Source organism: Paucibacter sp. TC2R-5 (assembly GCF_025717605.1).
GTDB classification, from domain to species: Bacteria; Pseudomonadota; Gammaproteobacteria; order Burkholderiales; family Burkholderiaceae_C; genus Paucibacter_A; species Paucibacter_A albus.
Window position 1 is genome coordinate 522,392 of sequence record NZ_JAJIRQ010000001.1, and the last position, 18,583, is coordinate 540,974.

Annotated in this window: 15 protein-coding genes; 11 read left to right on the forward strand and 4 right to left on the reverse strand. The window is 63.5% G+C overall.

The window, feature by feature from the left end:
• Positions 1-16: 16 nt before the first annotated feature.
• Together moaA and LNV08_RS02165 are read right to left on the reverse strand one after the other, a co-directional pair.
• Positions 17-1,144, reverse strand: coding sequence for a GTP 3',8-cyclase MoaA (gene moaA, locus LNV08_RS02160; RefSeq protein ID WP_263532004.1), 1,128 nt, complete (start codon positions 1,142-1,144; stop codon positions 17-19).
• Positions 1,145-1,225: 81 nt separating this feature from the next.
• Positions 1,226-7,399: a hypothetical protein gene (locus tag LNV08_RS02165; RefSeq protein WP_263532005.1), complete on the reverse strand. Its 6,174-nt coding sequence runs from the start codon at positions 7,397-7,399 to the stop codon at positions 1,226-1,228.
• 260 nt (positions 7,400-7,659) lie between these two features.
• On the opposite strand from LNV08_RS02165, the gene LNV08_RS02170 reads away from it, so the two are divergent.
• Positions 7,660-8,643, forward strand: coding sequence for a PfkB family carbohydrate kinase (locus tag LNV08_RS02170; protein WP_263532006.1), 984 nt, complete (start codon positions 7,660-7,662; stop codon positions 8,641-8,643).
• On the opposite strand, the gene LNV08_RS02175 is transcribed toward LNV08_RS02170, so the two are convergent.
• Complete coding sequence (locus LNV08_RS02175) at positions 8,644-9,249, reverse strand: phenylacetic acid degradation protein PaaY (RefSeq protein ID WP_263532007.1); 606 nt, start codon at positions 9,247-9,249, stop codon at positions 8,644-8,646.
• A gap of 182 nt (positions 9,250-9,431) precedes the next feature.
• Between LNV08_RS02175 and LNV08_RS02180 the strand changes: the two genes are divergently transcribed.
• Genes LNV08_RS02180 through LNV08_RS02225 form a run of 10 tightly spaced genes read left to right on the forward strand, consistent with a single transcriptional unit; the run spans position 9,432 to position 17,664 of the window.
• Positions 9,432-10,235, forward strand: a complete 804-nt coding sequence (locus tag LNV08_RS02180) for an enoyl-CoA hydratase-related protein (RefSeq protein WP_263532008.1) — start codon at positions 9,432-9,434, stop codon at positions 10,233-10,235.
• A gap of 26 nt (positions 10,236-10,261) precedes the next feature.
• Entirely contained in the window at positions 10,262-10,714 is a 453-nt protein-coding gene (paaI, locus tag LNV08_RS02185; protein WP_263532009.1) for a hydroxyphenylacetyl-CoA thioesterase PaaI, read from the forward strand.
• Positions 10,715-10,737: 23 nt separating this feature from the next.
• A complete protein-coding gene (gene paaA / locus LNV08_RS02190; protein ID WP_263532010.1) occupies positions 10,738-11,739 on the forward strand; it encodes a 1,2-phenylacetyl-CoA epoxidase subunit PaaA in 1,002 nt (333 codons plus the stop codon).
• Complete coding sequence (paaB, locus tag LNV08_RS02195) at positions 11,736-12,026, forward strand: 1,2-phenylacetyl-CoA epoxidase subunit PaaB (RefSeq protein WP_263532011.1); 291 nt, start codon at positions 11,736-11,738, stop codon at positions 12,024-12,026. Before paaA ends, paaB begins: the two co-directional genes overlap by 4 nt.
• Before the next feature lie 7 nt (positions 12,027-12,033).
• Positions 12,034-12,810 (forward strand): 1,2-phenylacetyl-CoA epoxidase subunit PaaC, encoded by a 777-nt coding sequence (gene paaC, locus LNV08_RS02200; protein WP_263532012.1) that lies wholly within the window; start codon positions 12,034-12,036, stop codon positions 12,808-12,810.
• Positions 12,804-13,331: a 1,2-phenylacetyl-CoA epoxidase subunit PaaD gene (gene paaD / locus LNV08_RS02205; protein ID WP_263532013.1), complete on the forward strand. Its 528-nt coding sequence runs from the start codon at positions 12,804-12,806 to the stop codon at positions 13,329-13,331. The genes paaC and paaD overlap by 7 nt, the downstream gene beginning before the upstream one ends.
• A 17-nt stretch (positions 13,332-13,348) precedes the next feature.
• A complete protein-coding gene (paaE, locus tag LNV08_RS02210; RefSeq protein ID WP_263532014.1) occupies positions 13,349-14,434 on the forward strand; it encodes a 1,2-phenylacetyl-CoA epoxidase subunit PaaE in 1,086 nt (361 codons plus the stop codon).
• A 17-nt stretch (positions 14,435-14,451) separates the two neighbouring features.
• Positions 14,452-15,060 (forward strand): TetR/AcrR family transcriptional regulator, encoded by a 609-nt coding sequence (locus LNV08_RS02215; RefSeq protein ID WP_263532015.1) that lies wholly within the window; start codon positions 14,452-14,454, stop codon positions 15,058-15,060.
• 24 nt (positions 15,061-15,084) lie between these two features.
• Positions 15,085-17,136, forward strand: a complete 2,052-nt coding sequence (gene paaZ, locus LNV08_RS02220; RefSeq protein WP_263532016.1) for a phenylacetic acid degradation bifunctional protein PaaZ — start codon at positions 15,085-15,087, stop codon at positions 17,134-17,136.
• Between the two features lie 45 nt (positions 17,137-17,181).
• Positions 17,182-17,664 (forward strand): hypothetical protein, encoded by a 483-nt coding sequence (locus LNV08_RS02225; RefSeq protein WP_263532291.1) that lies wholly within the window; start codon positions 17,182-17,184, stop codon positions 17,662-17,664.
• A 19-nt stretch (positions 17,665-17,683) separates the two neighbouring features.
• Here the strand turns inward: LNV08_RS02225 and LNV08_RS23035 are convergent, their stop codons facing one another.
• Complete coding sequence (locus tag LNV08_RS23035; RefSeq protein WP_318014085.1) at positions 17,684-18,496, reverse strand: C40 family peptidase; 813 nt, start codon at positions 18,494-18,496, stop codon at positions 17,684-17,686.
• Positions 18,497-18,583 lie beyond the last annotated feature (87 nt).

The following is an 18,583-nucleotide window of genomic DNA, read 5'->3' on the forward strand; positions in this document are numbered from 1 at the left end:
GGTTCGGCATTGATATTCAGCCGCCGATATAGTGCATTTCAACCCGGCGCTCGCCGTCGCCCAGGCTTGAAACGCCACTGGCACGCAGCTGCGAATAGCGGTCCGCGCGTGCGCCCCACAGTAGGCCGATGGCGCCGCTGAGTTCGGCCTCACTCGCGCCGCTGCGCAGCAAGGCGCGCAAGTCGTGGCCACGGTGGGCGAACAAGCAGGTGTAGAGCTTGCCCTCGGTGGACAGGCGGGCGCGGTTGCAGTCGCCGCAAAAGGCTTGGGTAACGCTGGAGATCAGGCCGATTTCGCCTTGGCCGCCGGCATTTTCGGAATCGTAACTCCAGCGTTCGGCCGTTTCGCCGGCGACGCTGGCCGACAGCGGCAGCAAGTCAAATTCTTCGCGCAGCCGTGCCAACACCTCGCTTGACGGCAGCACCTCGTCCATGCGCCAGCCATTGGTGGCGCCCACATCCATGTATTCGATGAAGCGCAGCGTTACGCCGCTGCCGCGAAAATGCCGCGCCATCGGCAAAATCTCTTGGTCATTGACGCCGCACTTGACCACCATATTGACCTTAATCGGGCCCAGACCCGCCGCTTGCGCCGCCTCGATGCCGGCCAAGACCTCGGCGACGGGGAAGCCCACATCGTTCATGCGCTGAAACACCGCATCGTCGAGCCCGTCCAGACTGACCGTCACGCGCTGCAAGCCGGCGGCCTTCAGCGAGGCGGCCTTGCGAGCCAGCAGCGAGCCATTGGTGGTCAGCGTCAGGTCCAGCGGCAGCCCCTCGGGCGTGCGGATCTCGCTGAGCATTTCGATCAGCGCCTCGATATGTCGGCGCAGCAGCGGCTCGCCGCCGGTCAGGCGCAGCTTTTGCACGCCGTGGGCGACAAAGACGCGCGCCAAGCGGGTGATTTCTTCAAAGCTGAGCAGGTCGCTGTGCGGCAAGAACTCGTAATGCTTGTCAAACACCTGCTTGGGCATGCAGTAGCTGCAGCGGAAATTGCAGCGGTCGGTGACCGAAATGCGCAGATCGCGCAGCGGCCGGCCCAGTGCGTCGGCCAGCAAACCCGTCGGGGGCAGCATCTGTGCAGGCAGCTTGGGCAGCGCCTGGCCACTGCGTTGGTCGAGGATGGGAATGACCTTGTCTGACATAGCGCTGCATTGTGCCCGCTTCGGGCGGGCCGCCTCAGAACTTCAGTCAGCACCAGTCGCATCCATGCGGGTCACGCCAATTCAGATTAGCAAATTGGCCTTGTTGCGTTCGAGTTCGTCGTGCAATTGCTCGGCCCGGAACAGGGCGTGATGTGCTGTGCTGTGCTGCTGCAGGTCTGTTGCGAGCGGTTCGGCCGCTGGCGATAGCCGGTCCGTCAGCAAATTGGCCGATGGGCCTTGCAGCAAATCATGCAGGGTCGGACCTGAGCTGTCCTTGTTGTTGGCCGGCGGCGCTTGCGCAAACCAGACGTCGACCAACTCATGGGTCTGGCCGTCGGCGGTTTTGAAGTTGGAAGCCATGCCGATCAGATTGCCGTTTTGGATCACTTCTTGGTGGTTCGCATTCAGATCCAGCTCGACGACGCCCAACTCGGCCAGGCTGTGCAGCTGGCCTTTGGAGCTGTTGCTGGCGCCGACCCAGACCTGCAGATGATTGAACTCAGTGTCGGCGGCCGAGATCTTGCCGTCGTGATTGCTGTCCAGCTGTGCCAAGGCATGAAAGCCGTTGTCGGCCAGATGGCCGTTGTTCAGCTTGGTGGCCGTGCCAAAAAGCTCGGCGCCGTTGTCGATCTGCCCATTGCCGTTGCGATCCAATGCCAGCATGCCGTTGCCGGCAGCGGCCCAGCCGATTTGCGAGGCATGGCCATTGGCATTGATGTCAAAGGTGACGCCGTTCTCAACGCCGAGGGTATGCGCACCTGCACCAACACCGTCGCTGACGCCAATGCCGCTCAGATCCAGCATCAGCGGCGAGGCGGCGGCCAGGACCCCTAACTGTGCCGGCGTCATCGCTTCGCGCTGCGTGCCTGTGAATGCGGCCACATGGGCCATGTCCATGGTGGCGAGTTGCTCGGTGCTGAGCGCGGCGATCTGGCCTTGTGTGAGGGCCGCCACGTCTGTCATGGGCAGCGCATTGAGCTGCGCGCCGGACAAGGTCGTGATGGCGGCAGTGCTGAGCGCTGCGATTTGGGCCGGCGCAAACAAAGCCAGGTGGCTGGGTCCAATCACATCGACTTGGGCCGCGCTCAGTGCCGCCACTTGCGCAGGCAACAAGGCCTTCCACTGCAAGGGCTCCATTGCGCTGATGTGCTGGGCGCTCAGCTGGGCCAGGTCGGCCGGGGAAAGTGCCACGATCTGCACCGCCGTCAGCGCCGCCAGCTGGTCGGGGCGGAACTCACCAAACTGTGACGGCGCCATCGCTTTCAAAGCGTCAACGCTGATGCCGGGCATTTGCGCCGCACTCAGGGCGCCGAACTGAGCATCGCTCAGGGTCAAGACCTGCGGCACGGTCAGGCCGGCCAGTTGCGTGACGCTGAGGGCAGCGATATGACTGGTCGGGAGTTCGCTGAGCCGGAACGGCGCAATTGCCGCCAATTGCGTCGGCGACAGCTCGCCGATATGGGTGGGGCTCAACCCTTTCAGTTGCTCCAGGCTCAGCGAGCCGATCGCGGCCGTGCTCAGTGCGACCAGTTGCTGCGGCGCAAAGGCATTGATCTGCGTGCCGCTGAGGCCTTGCAGCTGCTGGGTTGTCAGCAGATTGATTTGTCCGACATTGAGGGCTTGCAAGGCCGCGGCCGACATCGCATGCAACTGGCCGGCGTCGAGTGCGGTAATCTGGCTTTCGCCCAAGGCGGCAATTTGGGCCGGCCGCAAGGCGCCGAAGTTGTCGGCGCTGATGGCGTCCAGCGCGGCCGTCGTCAAAGCGCGCAGGCTGTCCGGGTTGATGGCCTGCAGCTGGGCGCTGCTGAGCAACACGATCTGCGCCGAGCTCAGCGCCTGGATTTGGCTCGCGTTGAGCGCTTTCATGGTGTCCAGACCCAAGAGCGGCAATTCGTTCTTGTTCAGCGCTTCGACCTGCGCGCTGCTCAGCGCCAGCATTTGCGTGCTGCTGAAGGCGGCGAATTGGGCGCTGCTGAGGCTGTGCAAGGCCGCGACCGACAGCGCTTCCATCTGCGCGGTGCTCAGGCTGGCCAACTCGGCCGTGCTCAAGCCCGGTGCTTGCGTGGAGGTCAGCGCGGCCAGCTGGGCGGTGCTGATTTCGGGTCTGGCCTGGGCCGTGATTTGCGCGATCGCGGTGCTGCTCAGGCTGGCGAAAGTTGCGGTGCTGACGGCGGCCAGGTCATTCATGACCAGCGCGGTCAGCTGATCACTGCTCAAGGTTGCGATGGCCGCGGGCTGCAAGGCGTAGACCTGCTGGCTGGAGAAGGCATCCAGCTGCGCGCTGTTCATTGCCCCCAGCTCAGCGCCGGTCAGCGCCTGCGTCTGCTCGGTCGTCAGTGCGGCCAGATGGGCGATGCTGAGCAGCTTGATGGCCGAGGTGGACAGGGCCGGGATGGTCGCGACATTCAGCGCCGCGACCTGGGCCGGGCTGAGCGCCAGGATGTCGGCGCTGCTGAAGCCTTGAATCTGGAGGCTGGTCAGGCCAGCGACTTGGGCCGTGCTCAGCAAGGGCAGGGCCGCACTCAACGATGGCCAGACATTGGCCGCCAGCGCGCCGATCTGCGCACTGCCCAGGGCCTGGAGCTGGGTGCCGCTGAACTCTTGCACCTGCGTGCTGTCGAGTTGGCGCAGGGCCAGGTTCGAGAGCGATTGGATTTGCAGCGTCGACAAGGCCTGGACCTGCGTTTGTGAAAGGCTGATCAGAGCGCTGCCGCTGAGCGCGCGTATCGCATCGGTCTCAAGGCCTTGCAACTGTTGTGTCCCCATGGCACGCCACTGCTGGGTGCTGAAGCCGCTCAAGGCGGCAGCATCCAAGGCGCCGGCCTGGCCGACGCTCAGGCGCGCTACCTGCGCTGTCGACAAGGCGCTCAGCTGGCGTGCGCCCAGCTCGCCCCATTGCTCATCGCTGAGCATGCCCAGGTGATGGGTGCCCAGGCTGCGCAGTGCCGCGCTTGACAGGCTCAGCACTTGCTGCGAGTTCAGGGCTAGCACGGCGTCAGGCGCCAAACTATTGAATTGAGCGGTAGTGAGCACGGCGATGGCGGCCGTGTTCAAGGCGCCTGCCTGGGCGCTGTTGACGGCGGACCATTGCGCATTCGACCAGGCGTGAGCGGCTTGCGTGCCCAAGACCTGCATCTGGGCGGTGGTCAGGGCGGCCAATTGCGATGTCGTCATCGCCTCCGCCGCCTTGGCCGACAAGGCCCCCAAGGCCTCGGTGCTGACGGCCGCGATCTGGCCGGGTGACAAGAGCGTCATCTGGTGCGCGGTCAGCCCGGCCACTTGTTGCCCGCTCAGGCCCGCAATCTGCGCGTTGCTGAAGGTCGCGATGGCGGCATCGCCGAGCGACTGGATTTGCACCGCCCGCAGGCCTGCCAGCTGGGTCGGCGTCAGGCTATCGAGGCTGAGCACCTTGATCGCATCGAGCGACAGGCTGCCTATGGCCGAAGGGCTCAGTGCCTGCACCTGCAGATGCGAGAGCGCTTGCAGCTGAACGCCGCTCATGGCTTGCAGCTGGCGCGTGCCCAGCGCCTCCAATTGGTCTATGGTCAGGCCTTGCACGGCCGCAGCGCTGAGGCGGTTGAACTGGCTGGCGCTGAGTGCGGCCAGCTCGCTTGGCGTCAGCATCGATGCTTGGGCGCTGCCCAGCCCAGCGATTTGTGTCAGGGTCAGCGCGGCCACATTGGCGGGGCCGAGCGCGGCCCATTGATCGATATTGAGCACTTGCAGCTGGGACACGTCCAGGCTGGTCAGGGCCAATTTGGACAGCGACGCAATTTGACCGGGCTCGAGCGCTTTGAGCTGCTCGGCGCTCAAGGCCTGGGCTGCGCCTGCACCAAGGGCGCGCAAGGCCGTGTTGCTGAAGGCGGCCAGTTGCTCGGGCAAAAATGTCTTGATCTGATGGGCTTGCAGGCCGGCCGCCTGGGCCGCACTGAGGCCGCCCAATTGGTCCAGACTCAGCGAGGCCAATACGGCGTCGGGCAAGGCACGCAGCTGAGCCGGGCCGAAGCCCGCGAACTGCGCGCCACTCAGGGCCGCGATGTCGGCCGTGCTCAAGGCGGCCACCTGGCTGTTGTTCAAGGCGCCCAGCGTGCTTGGGCTGATGAAGCGGAATTGCTCTGGGCTCAGCTGGCTGATTTGCGCCGGCGAGGCGCCGGCAAACTGGCGCGCCGTGATGGCCGCCAGTTGATCGGCGTTCAAGGAGGCGATGGCCTCGGCGCTCAGTCGGCCGAACTGATTGGCCGTCAATCCTGCCACCTGTGTGGCGCTCAGCGCGTCGATTTGCTGTGCACCCAAGGCGCTGATCTGTGCCGTGCCGAGCAAGGCAATCTGCGCCGGCGAGAGAGCGGCCAGCTGGGAGGGCGTCAAGCCCACCATCACGCCGCTGGTCAGCGCATTGATGGCCGAGCCGGAGAGGGCGCGAAACTGATCCGCATCCAAAGCCGCGACCTGGCTGCTGCTCAGCGAACCGGCGCCGGCGCTGCCCAGGCCGCTGATGGCTTGGGTGCTGAGGACGGCGATTTGCTCGAGGCTGAGCTGGCGCAGCTGCGCGGCACTGAAGCCGCCCATTTGCGCCGAGCTGATGGCCGCGATTTGCTCGATGCCCAGTTTCCCGATCAGCTCACCACCCAAGCCCTTTAACTGAGCGGCGTTCAGTGCTTGAAACTGTTTATCGCTGAGTGCTTCATAGTCCTCGGAATTCATGCCGGCCAGCTGGCTGCTGCTCAGGCTGCGCAAGGTATTCACGGACAAGGCTGCGACATCGCTGCTGCTCATCAAACCGAACTGCGCGCTATTGAGGCCCAGCAGCTGTTTGCTGCTGAGCAGGCCGACTTGATCGGCGCTCAGATCGGCAAGTGCCTGATTGCTCAGGCGGCCGAACTGGCTGGAGCTCAGCGCCATCAGCTGCGCGCTGTTCAAGCTGCCGACGATGCCAGCGTCCAAGCCGGCTAGCTGCGTGCTGCTCAGCGCGGCAATCTGCGGGTTGCTGAGCGCGCCGAGTTGATCCGTGTCGAGCTGATTGAGCTGGGTGATTTGCAATGCGCGCACCGCCTGGGTGCTGAACGAGCGCACCTGCTCAAACTGCAGCGCGTCGAGCTGTGCCTCCGTCAAGGCCGCGACGCTGCTGCCGGCCAAGCCGCGCAAGGCGGCCGTGCTCAGGGCGGCGATCTGGCCCTCATCCAGCAGCTGCAGTTGGTGCGTGCTGAAAGCATTGAGCTGGCTGGAGCTGAAGAAGCCGACCTGCTCGGTGCTGAAGGCGGCCAGCGCGAGGTCTGACAAACCGCGCAAGGCCGCGCTGCTCAAACCTTTGATTTGCGCCGGGTCGAGTGCGGCGATTTGCTCAGGGCTCAGCCCTTGCAAAGTGGCGCTGCTCATGCCGGCCAGGGCTGCGCTGGACAGCGCATGCAACTGCGTGTCCGACAGACCGGCCAGGGCCAAGCTGTTCAGCCCAGCCGCCTGGGCCGAGCTGAAGGACGAAATTTGGGCTTCACTGAGGCTGCCCAATTCGCTGGCATCGAGCTGGGCGATATGGCGGCTGCCGAGGCCGCGCAGCTGTGCGGTTTCCAGGCTTTGTAGATCGCTGGCGTCCAGGGCATTGAACTGCGTCGTGCTCAGCACGCCGAGTTGGCTGCTGCTCAAACCGTCAAGTTGAGCGGTGCCGAGTGCGTCCAACTGGGCGCTGCTCAATGCCTGGACTTGGGCCGTGGCCATGGCGCGCAGCTGATTCGATGCGAGCGCGCCCAGTCCTTCGTCGCTGAAGGCGGCGATCTGTTGAGTCTTCAAAGTGCGAATCTGAAGCTCTGAAAAGCTCTGCACCGTGTCTGCGTGCAAGCCGGCAATTTGACTGGGGCCAATGGCCGTCAAGGCCGCATTCGAGAGGGCTTGAACCTGCGGCGAGGCCAAAGCGCCCAGCCATTCGGGCTGCAGCGCGGGCGCTTGGGCACTGGTCAGGGCACGCAGGCCGACGACGCTCAGTGCGGCAATCTGATCGTTGTGCAAGGCGCCCAGCAAGCTGCTGGGCAGCAAGGGCATGGCGCGCGCGTTCAGGCCTGCCATGGCGTCTATGCTCAGTGCTACCACTTGCTCAGGGCTGATGCTCAGCCAGCCGCGCGACGAGATGGCGCTGACCTGGATCGCGGTCAAGGCAGCCACTTGCTCGTTGTTGAAAGCCTGCCAATCACTGCTGGTGAGCGCGGCAATCGCTGTCGTCGACAGCTTGGCAATTTGCTCCGGTGGCAGATTGGACATAAACGTCATGTGAAACTCCGATTCACCAAAATCCTGTTCAAGTTTTGCTTTTCTTGTCCGATAAATGTAGTGAGCCCCGAGGTTTCGTGGTCGCCGGAAATGCGGCCCACTTTGCCCTTGTGCTTGGCGTTCGCCGCGCTGGATGGCTCGCAAACGCCTGAAATGGACGGTAAACACCGGCCTGTTGCTTTAATTGCAGCCTTGTGGCGGCCAAGCCGAAATACTCGCCAGACATTGCCCTAAACGGCGCGCGATGTTTGAATGCGGGCATGCCGCTCACGCAAACTCTGCTTCACCCCGATCTGGCGCGCTTCGTTGCCTTCGGCGAAGTTCGGATTGACCTTGTCCGCGACGAGGATCAGCGCTGGCGCAGTGCTTGCGCCGGCTCGCCCTGGCAGGTGGCGATGGCGATGTCCAGCTTGGGAGAGCTCAGTGCCTACGCTGGTGCGATCAGCTCGGACCTGTTTGGGCAAGATATCTGGCGCGCCTGTACGGACGCCAATCTGGATTTGCGCTATTTGCAGCAGCTCCCTCGCCCGCCGCTGCTGAACTTCATCGACGCGGAAGAAGCCCCCGACGGGTTTTTCGTCGGTGCCGACAGCGCGGATCAGCATTTTCGGCCCGAGGGCCTGCCTGCCGGCTGGGTCAAGGCGCTGCGCTGGGCTCACTTTGGAGGCCTGGGGCTGGTGCGCCAACCGCAGGCCCAGCGGCTTGAGGCCTTGGCCGCTGGCCTTAAAGCAGAGGGCAAGAAGATTGCTTACGCCCCCGGCTTTCGGACCCTGATGGATTCCCGCTATGACGACAGCCTGGAGCGCATGTGCCGTCTTGCCGATGTCATCAAGGTCTCAACCGCCGAGCTGTGCGGTTTGTTTCGCAGCGCAGACTATCACTCCGGTCTGGCTCAGATCGGGGCCTGGAATCCGGGTGCTTTTGTGCTGCTGACGCGTGGTGCCCAGGGCGCCACGCTATACAGCGGGAGCGGTGAGTGGCATGCCGAGCCACCGCAATTGGAGGACCTTGCAGGCAAGACAGCGCTCGGCCTGGGTGATGCTGCGATAGCGGGTTTGTTGTCCAGTCTGATGCGCGAGCCGGCAGCGCCGCCCGAGCAACATTTGCGCTGGGCGGTCGCAGCGGCCACGGCCGCCTGCACGGCGAGCAGTGACTATGCCTTGCCGCGCGCGCAGCCCTGGACTTTGCCGCGGGCTCTGGTGGCGACCTTGGCGGCCCGAGTGCGGGTACTGCCGGGCGAGTAACTATTTGCCGGCCAGGCCGGCAGCGCGCGGTTTGTGCAGTTGGGTGGGCAGTTTTGGGCGATCTGCCTCCTGCGCTGCCAGTGGCGGCACCTCTTGCATGCTGGCCAGACAGCGCAGGGTCAGGTCTTGATAGGTCTGCGTGCCGGCCAGCTTCCATTTGATTTCGTCCTCGCTCAAGGGCCGCATCACCTTGGCCGGCAGGCCGGCAATCAGTGATTTCTCGGGCAGCTTGAGCCCGGCGCGCACGAAGGCGCAGGCGGCGACGATGCTGTAGGCGCCGACCTCGGCCTCGTCCATCACCACCGCGTTCATGCCTACCAGCGCATCGTGGCGCACCACACAACCATGCAGCACGGCGCCGTGGCCGATATGGCCATTGGCCTCGACCACGGTCTCCGAGGCCGGAAAGCCGTGCATCACACAGCTGTCCTGCACATTCACGCCTTCGTGCAAGACGATGCGGCCAAAGTCACCACGCAAGCTGGCCAAGGGGCCGACGTAGCAGCCGGGGCCGATGATCACATCACCGATCAGTACGGCGGTCGGGTGAACATAGGCGCTGGGGTGGACGACGGGAATCACGCCGTCGATGGCGTAGCAAGGCATCTGTGAATCCTTTGTTTTCGGGCTGCGCCGGGCCCGGGAGGGGGAGGGATCTAGGGTTTCCACTAGATCACCTTGGCTTGCGCTAAATCAAAGCGCACCTTACGATCTACCGACCGGTCGGTCAAGAGTGTTTTTGGGGAAGTTCCGAAGCACCTTGGCCGCTTTGACACTTGAGGCCCGCCATGCATGACCCCTTGATCGAGATCAGCCAAGACGGCGCAGTGCGGACGCTGACGCTCAATCGCCCGGCCGCCTTGAATGCGTTTACCAGCGCCATGTTGGCCCAGATGCGGGCCGCCCTGGATGCGGCCGCAGACGACGCGGGCGTGCGCTGTGTGGTCATCACAGGCGCCGGGCGAGGCTTTTGCGCCGGTCAGGATTTGTCCGACCCCTTGGTTAATCCGAATTTGCAGCCCGGCGAAGCGCCCAAGGACATCGGCCATTTGCTCGATGCCTATTACATCCCTTTGGCGCTGCGCGTACGCAGCATGCCAGTGCCCGTGATCGCCGCTGTGAACGGCGTAGCGGCCGGTGCTGGCGCCAATTTCGCGCTGGGCTGCGATCTGGTCATTGCCGGCGCTTCGGCCAATTTCATCCAGGCCTTCTCCAAAATCGGCCTGATCCCGGATTGCGGCGGCACCTGGCTGCTGCCGCGCTTGGTCGGCCGCGCGCGTGCGTTGCAGTTGGCCTTGTTGGGCGAGAAGCTGCCGGCGGCCGAGGCGCAGGCCATGGGCTTGATCTATCGCTGCGTGCCCGACGAGGAACTTGCAGTCACGGCGCAAGCGCTCGCCCAGCGCCTTAGCCAAATGCCGGTGCGCGCGATGGCCCAAACGCGCCGTGCTTTTGACGAGGCGGGCAGGCTTGAATTCGAGGATGCCTTGAAGCTGGAGGCCATGCAGCAAAGCCGACTCGGTTTTGCCGATGACTATCAAGAGGGCGCGGCCGCATTTTTGCAAAAGCGCGCGCCCAAGTTCAGCGACCGTTAATCCAGGATTGGGCCAGGAGAAATCCCATGACCTCACAAGAAATTGCCGAAGCCGTACGGGACGGCATGTTCGCCAATGACCGGGCCAGCAAAGCGCTGGGCATGGATGTGCTGGCCATAGGCCCCGGCTCGGCGACGCTGGCGATGACGGTGACCGAGAGCATGCTCAACGGCTTCGACATCTGCCACGGCGGCATGGTCACGGCGCTGGCCGATTCGACCTTTGCCTTCGCCTGCAACTCCTATAACGAGCTGACCGTGGCTTCGGGTTTTGCTATCGACATCGTCGCACCCTCCAGGCTGGGCGACCGGCTCAAGGCGGTGGCCAAGGAAACCTCTTTGGCGGGACGCACCGGTGTTTATGACATCACCATCACCAACCAGGCCGATGAGTTGATTGCGGTGTTCAGGGGCCGCTCTTACCGCATCAAGGGCAAGCCGGTGGTGGCCCTGCATGGTCCCAGCGAGCCCCAAGGCTGAGCCTGAATCAAGGAAGACAAACTATGTATACCCAAGCGATGAGTGTGGGCCCGCAGGATGCGGCCGCCAAGGTCAAGAGTGCGGAGGACGCGGCCAAAGAAGCGGTGTTTGAGGCCCGGATCGATGCCGGCGACTTTATCGAGGCCAAGGACTGGATGCCCGAGCATTACCGCAAGACGCTGGTGCGCCAGATCAGCCAGCATGCGCATTCGGAAATTGTCGGCATGCTGCCCGAAGGCAACTGGATCAGCCGCGCGCCGACGCTCAAGCGCAAGGCGATTCTGCTGGCCAAGGTGCAAGACGAAGGCGGCCATGGCCTGTATCTTTATTCGGCCGCCGAGACCTTGGGCACCAGCCGCGATCAGATGCTCCATGCGCTGCATTCGGGCAAGGCCAAGTACAGCTCGATCTTCAATTACCCAACCACCAGCTGGGCCGATATCGGCGTGGTTGGCTGGCTGGTCGACGGCGCGGCCATCATGAACCAGGTGCCGCTGTGCCGCTGCTCCTACGCCCCCTATGCCCGGGCGATGATCCGCGTTTGCCGTGAAGAGAGCTTCCACCAACGCCAGGGTTATGAGTCGCTGCTGGTGATGATGCGCGAGGGCAATGTCGCGCAAAAAGCGATGGTGCAGGATGCGGTCAACCGTTGGTGGTGGCCGTCGCTGATGATGTTTGGCCCGGCCGACAAGGACTCGCCGAACTCCGAACAGTCGATCCGTTGGGGCATCAAGCGCATCACCAATGATCAGCTGCGTCAGAAGTTCGTCGACGCGACGGTGCCGCAGGCCGAGTTGCTGGGCATCACATTGCCGGACCCCGATCTGAAGTGGAACGAGGCACGCGGGGCGCATGATTTTGGCGCGATCGACTGGGCCGAGTTCTGGCGCGTCGTCGGCGGCGACGGGCCCTGCAACCGCGAGCGCCTCTCAGCCCGCGTCAAGGCTTGGGACGACGGTGCCTGGGTGCGCGAAGCCGCGCTCGCCCATGCCCGTAAACAAACAATCAAGGAGCAAGCAGCATGAGCACAGCAAACGAATGGCCATTGTGGGAAGTCTTTGTGCGTTCCAAGGCCGGGCTGGACCACAAGCATTGCGGCAGCCTGCATGCCGCCGACGCCAAGATGGCCGTGCAGATGGCCCGCGAGGTCTACACCCGGCGCCAAGAAGGCACCAGCATCTGGGTGGTGCTGTCGAATCAGATCGTCGCCTCGGACCCGGGCGAGAAGGGCATGTACTTCGACCCGATGGAAGACAAGGTGTATAGGCATCCGACCTTCTATGAGCTGCCCGATGCCATCAACCACATGTAATCCAGTCATGAGCCAAGCCTCCGTACAAGTCGGTTCCTCGCCACAGGTCCAATACCTGCTGCGCATCGGCGACAGCTGCCTGATCTTGGCCCAGCGCCTGGGTGAGTGGTGCGGCCATGCGCCCATCCTCGAAGAAGACCTGGCCCTCGCCAATATGGCCTTGGACCTGCTCGGCCAGGCTCGGGCCTTGCTGACGCATGCCGCGCATTTGGACGGGCAGGGCCATGATGAAGATCAGCTGGCCTTTCTGCGTGAAGAGCGCCAGTACCTGAACCCGGTGCTGATGGAATTGCCGCGTGGTGACTTCGCGTTCACGCAGGTGCGCAACTTCGCGGTGGCGACCTGGATGTTGCTGCTATGGCGGCGTCTGCAAAGCTCGACCGACCCTGAAGTGGCAGCGATCGCTGCCAAGGCGGTCAAGGAGAGCGCCTATCACCAGCAGCATGCGGCCGATTGGGTGGTGCGCCTCGGTGATGGCACGGCCGAGTCCACAGCCCGTATGGCGGAAGCGTTAGCGCAGCTGTGGCCGCTGTTCAATGAGCTGTTCGATGCCGACGCGGTCGATGCCGCAGCGGTGGCTCTTGGCCTGGGCCCATCCTGGGCCGAGTTGAAGCCGGAATGGACGGCGCATCTGAACGAGGTTTTGGCCGATGCCGGTCTGGCTCATCCAAAAGCCAGTGCCTATGTATCGGCCGGCCGGCGCGGTGTGCACAGCGAGCATATGGGCCATCTGCTGGCTGAGATGCAGTATTTGCAGCGCAGCTACCCCGGCGGTAAATGGTGAGTTCGCATCAGCAGCAGTCCAGCCCCTGTGGCCGGCTCGCCGCCGCCTGGGAGGTGTTGCGCCAAATTCCCGACCCCGAGGTGCCGGTGATATCGCTCTGCGAGTTGGGCATTGTGCGCGACCTGAGAGAAACAGCCGGCGGCCTGGAGGTGGTGCTGACGCCGACCTACTCCGGTTGCCCAGCGACAGAGCTGATTCAAGACGATGTGCGCGCCGCGCTGGCCGCGTTCGGCGAGATTCAAATCACGATGCAGCGCGCGCCGGCCTGGACGACTGACTGGATCAGCGAGGAAGGGCGCGAGAAGTTGCGCGCCTACGGCATTGCGCCGCCCGGTCGGGTCTTGTCGGCCGAGGCTCAGCCGATCCGGCTGGTGCACCGTGCGTCCTTGAATAAGCTCGCCTGCCCGCGTTGCGGCAGCGATCACACCGAGAAGCTCTCGGCCTTCGGCTCCACCGCCTGCAAGGCCTTGTACCGCTGCCTGGCTTGCCAAGAGCCGTTCGAACATTTCAAACCTATTTGACAAAAGAGAGCGCGGCAATGAGCAGCTTGCATTTTCATCCTCTGACGGTACGCGCCATAACGCCCGATACCGACGAAGCGGTCGTGGTCGCGTTTGACGTGCCCGTCGCCCTGCGCGACACCTTCAAGTTCAGCGCCGGGCAATACCTGACCCTGCGTCACGAGATCAATGGCCAGGACCTGCGCCGCAGCTATTCGATTTGCGCCGGCGCCGATGACGGCGAACTGCGCGTCGGTGTGCGGCGGGTCGAGGGCGGGGCGTTTTCGACCTGGGTCAACCAGGACTTGAAACCCGGTGCGGTGATCGAAAGCTATCCGCCGCAAGGTCGTTTTGGTGCGGTGGCAGCGGCCACTGGCGAAGCGCGCCACTATGTCGGCATCGCCGCCGGTTCGGGCATCACGCCGATTTTGTCCATCATGAAGACGCTGCTGGCGCGCGAACCTTTGAGCCGCTTCACGCTGATCTACGGCAATCGCGCGCAGGCCTCGACGATGTTCAAGGAGGAGATCGAGGACCTGAAAAATCGCTACATGACGCGACTGGCCTTGCATCATGTGTTCTCGCGTGAGCATGTGGATTCGCCGCTGCAAGCCGGGCGCATCGACGCCGCCAAGCTGAGCGAATTCATGCAAGCCTTGCTGCCGGCCAACAGCATTGACCATGTCTTTGTCTGCGGTCCGTTCGAGATGAACGAAGCGGTCGAGGGCGCGCTGAAGGTGGCCGGCGTGCCGGAGGATCGCATCCATGTCGAGCGCTTCGGTACGGTCGAGATGCAGACCGGCCGGCCGGCGCCGCATCTGGTCTTGGCGGGCGATGCCGACAGCGCCCGCGTCACGGTGATACGCGACGGCGTCAGTCGCGAGATCGAGTTTGCCAAGACCGACGCCAGCCTGCTCGACGCGGCGGCGCGCGCCGGCATGGACGTGCCGTTTTCTTGCAAGAGCGGCGTCTGCTCGACTTGCCGCTGCAAGCTGATGGAGGGCGAGGTGCGCATGGACAAGAACTTTGCGCTCGACAAGGCCGAAGTGGCGGCAGGATTCATCCTCAGCTGCCAGGCCCATGCCTTGACGCCGCGCGTGGTGATTTCTTTCGATGAACGCTGAGTGAGGACTGAGCAGCCATGGCTCGTGGACGCGCCCCCGGTTTCGAGAACCAACGCGATGAAATTTTGCGCAACGCGGCGCGCCTGTTTGCGAACCAGGGCTACCCCGGTACCTCGATGAATGCGGTGGCCGAGGCCTGCGCGGTCTCCAAGCCCACGCTTTATCACTATGTGCGTGACAAGCATGAGCTCTTGATGCAGATCTGCGAGACCCATGTGCAGTGGTTGGAGACTTTGGTCACCGAGGTGCAAACGCAGGCACGCGAGCAATCTCTCGCGCCCGAAGCCTTGCTGCGGGCCTTGATTGCGCGCTTTGTGCAGGCCTACGGCGAAGCGCAAAACGAACATCGGGTCTTGACCGAGGACGTCAAGTTCTTGAACGACGAGGACCGTGCCCGGCTGCTCGAAATCGAGCGCCGCGTGGTGGCTGCCTTTGCCGACGCGGTGGCGGCACTGCGGCCGGAGTTGAGCGCAGCCAAGCTGCACAAGCCGCTGACCATGCTGCTGTTCGGCATGATCAACTGGACCTTCACCTGGCTCAAGCCCGATGGTGATTTGAGTTATGAGGCGGTGGCGCCTATGGTCGCCGACCTGTTCTTTGGTGGCATCTCTGCCGTCAAGGCTTGACGATTTTTATATAGCGAGACATTGATGAACACCCAAGCCCCCATTCTTCAAAGCCTGATCGCCAACCGCTGGGTCGGCACGCAGGCCGCGCGCAGCCTGCACAGCGCCGTCAACGGCCGCATCGTGGCGCAGACGCATGCGGACGAGATCGACTTCGCCGAGAGCCTCGCCTTTGCGCGGGGTCAGGCCTTGCCTGCTCTGCTGAAGTTCGACTTTCAGCAACGCGCCGCCTGCCTGAAGGCCTTGGCCACTTATTTGATGGAGCACAAAGAGTCGCTCTACGCCGTGTCTGCCCATACCGGCGGCACGCGCAGCGACAACTGGATCGATATCGAAGGAGGCATCGGAACCCTTTTTGCCTACGCCAGCATAGGCCGGCGCGAGTTGCCGTCCAGCAATGTGTTGCATGAAGGCCCGGCCATCCCCTTGAGCAAAGAAGGGCAGTTCATCGGCTCGCATGTGCTGGTGCCCAAGCGCGGCGTGGCCGTGCACATCAATGCCTTCAACTTCCCGATGTGGGGCATGTTGGAGAAGTTTGCGCCGAGCTTTTTGGCCGGTATGCCTTGCATCGTCAAGCCCGCCACCGCGACCTCTTTTGTCGCCGAGGCCTGCGTGCGCCTGATTCACGCCAGCGGCCTGCTGCCGGCCGGCGCTTTGCAGCTGATCATCGGCGGCTCCGGCGATCTGCTCGATCGATTGGAGGAGACCGATGTGGTCACCTTCACCGGTTCGGCCGACACGGCTGCGATGCTGCGCGTGAATGCCAATCTGGTGCGCCGCTCGATTCCCTTCAACGCCGAGGCCGACAGCCTGAATTGCGCTATCTTGGCGCCCGATGTCGAGGTGGCTGATCCGGAGTTTGATCTGTTCATCAAGGAAGTGGCGCGCGAGATGACGGCCAAGGCGGGGCAAAAATGCACGGCCATTCGGCGTGCCATCGTGCCGGCCCGCCATATCGATGCGGTTGCCTCGGCCCTGCGTGAGCGGCTGGCCAAGATCAAGGTCGGTGACCCGGCGGTCGACGGTGTGCGCATGGGCGCGCTGGCCTCGAAAGCTCAGCAGGCCGATGTGGCCGAGCGGCTGGCAGCGTTGAGCGCCGGCAATGAAGTCATCTTCGGTGAGCGCGATGGCTTTGCGCCGGTCGGGGAGGGCGTTAGCGAGGGCTGTTTCTTCGCACTGACCTTGCTGCTCTGCCGTGATGGCTTTGCCAATCAGGCGGTCCACAACTTAGAGGCGTTCGGCCCGGTCTCGACCTTGATGCCTTATGACGATCTTGATCAGGCCTTGAGTCTGGCCGCCAAAGGGCGCGGCAGTCTGGTGGCCTCGGTGGTCACCAAGACGCCGGCCATCGCGGCGCAAACGGTCTATTTCGCCGGTGCCTTCCACGGCCGCATCTTGGTGCTGGACCGCGATTCGGCCAAGGAGTCGACCGGCCACGGCTCACCGATGCCGCAGCTCAAACACGGCGGGCCGGGCCGCGCCGGCGGCGGCGAGGAGTTGGGTGGTTCGCGGGCCATCAAGCATTATTTGCAGCGCTGCGCGGTGCAGGGCAGCCCGACCATGCTGAGCGCCATCACCGGCGAGTACCAGCGCGGTGCCAAGGTGCAAGAGCATGCGGTGCATCCGTTCCGCAAGCACTTTGAAGAAATCCAGATTGGCGACTCGCTGCTGACCCACCGGCGCACCGTCAGCGAGGCCGATATCGTCAATTTCGGCGGTGTTTCGGGCGACTATTTTTATATGCACTTTGATGCGATCGCCGCCAAAGACACACAGTTTGGCCAGCGCATTGCGCATGGCTATTTCGTCCTGTCGGCGGCTGCCGGCTTGTTCGTATCGCCGGCACCGGGGCCGGTACTCGCCAACTATGGCCTGGACACGCTGCGTTTCGTCAATCCGGTGGCGATCGGCGACACGATTCAGGCGCGCCTGACCTGCAAGCGCCGCATCGACCGGGGCAATCGCCCGGATCAACCGCCGCAGGGCGTTGTCGCCTGGGATGTACAGGTGATGAACCAGCGGGGAGAAATGGTGGCCAGTTACGACATTCTGACCCTGGTGGCCAAGATGTCGTGATATCGTAGCTGTATGGATATACAGCTTGAATCACCATTGAACGAAATGGCGTTGAACGCCGAAGAAACCTGGACCCAGAGCGACCTATGCTGGCGCGACGAGCGTTGGACCGCCCAGGTCATCAAGAACGAAGATGACGAAGGCTGGGCCGTCGCGATGACCTTGGCCGGCGAGGCCGAGCCGGCGCTGGTTGGGCCTTGGACCATGGGGCGCGATAAAAAGAACCCCAAGCCGCTGTCGGCCCCGGCCTTTCACACCTTGGTGAAAACGGCCTCAGAAGTCTTGCGTCGTCATGAGCAGCAACTACACGCGCAACTGCACAAGAGCCTGAAGATTGACAGCGAGAAGGGCCGCTTGACGGTGCTGCTGGACATCGTGCCCGATGAAGAAAACCCTTACGCCACGCTGAGCGCCAAGAATGCCGATGGCGATGTCTTGGCCGAGGTCAAGGTCAGCGCCGGTTTCAAATTGACCGAGAGCAGCGCTCAGGCCTGGGTGGAGGCCGACTTTTTACGGCCCTCGAAATAGACTTTGGCGCAGAGTCCGTTCAGCGGGAACTGTCTACGGTTCCCGCTCCCGCCGACTTCAGGTCGGCGCGACGTGCGCCGGTGAAGCGTTTGGCCCAATAGGCTTCGCGCATATCTTCCACCCGTACGGCGCCGCCGACACGGGGTGAGTGGATGAACTTACCTTCGCCCACATAGATGCCCACATGCGAGAAGGTGCGTTTCATCGTATTGAAGAACACCAGATCGCCGGGCTTGAGTTCGTCCCGCTTGACGGTCAGCAGATTCGACATCTTGGCCTGTTCGTCGGCGCGGCGCGGCAAGATCATGCCGACGCTGGACTCGAAAATATGGCGGGTAAAGCCGCTGCAGTCAAAGCCACTTTCCACCGAGGAGCCGCCTCGGGTGTAGCGCACGCCCAGGAAGTTCATCGACGAGATCACCAGATTGGATGCAGCGTCACGCACCTGCTCCATCAAGCGGCCCGGCTCGATTTGCCCTTGCGACAAGAAGCCCCGTTCCTGCAGAAACCGACTGACCGGATCAGCCGCCGGATTTGCCACAGTCGCACTCAGCGCGGAGGGCTGAATGGCGGAGCTCGGTGAAGCGGCCGATGCGGATGTTGCAACAGCTGCTGCCGCAACAAGGGCTGGTGGCGGCGCGGCTTTCGCCGCAGTTGAGCCCTGCACGAGACTCCAACCCAAGGCACCGGTGACCATGCCGGGCGGCGGCGCGTTTTGCGCTTGGCTTGCCGTACTGGCACACAAGAGCAAACCGACCGCGCTGGCCGTCAGGCGGCGCAGGGTCCAGATAGTTTTGAGCGGGGAGGGGTGGCAGTGGCTGGCGTCGAGCATGGTGTTCGGCGCGCAGCTTAGGCGGGGGCTGTTGCAGGTGTCAAGCAGTCAGTCGTCTAGCTAAGGGAAAGCAAGGGAAAGCCCGCA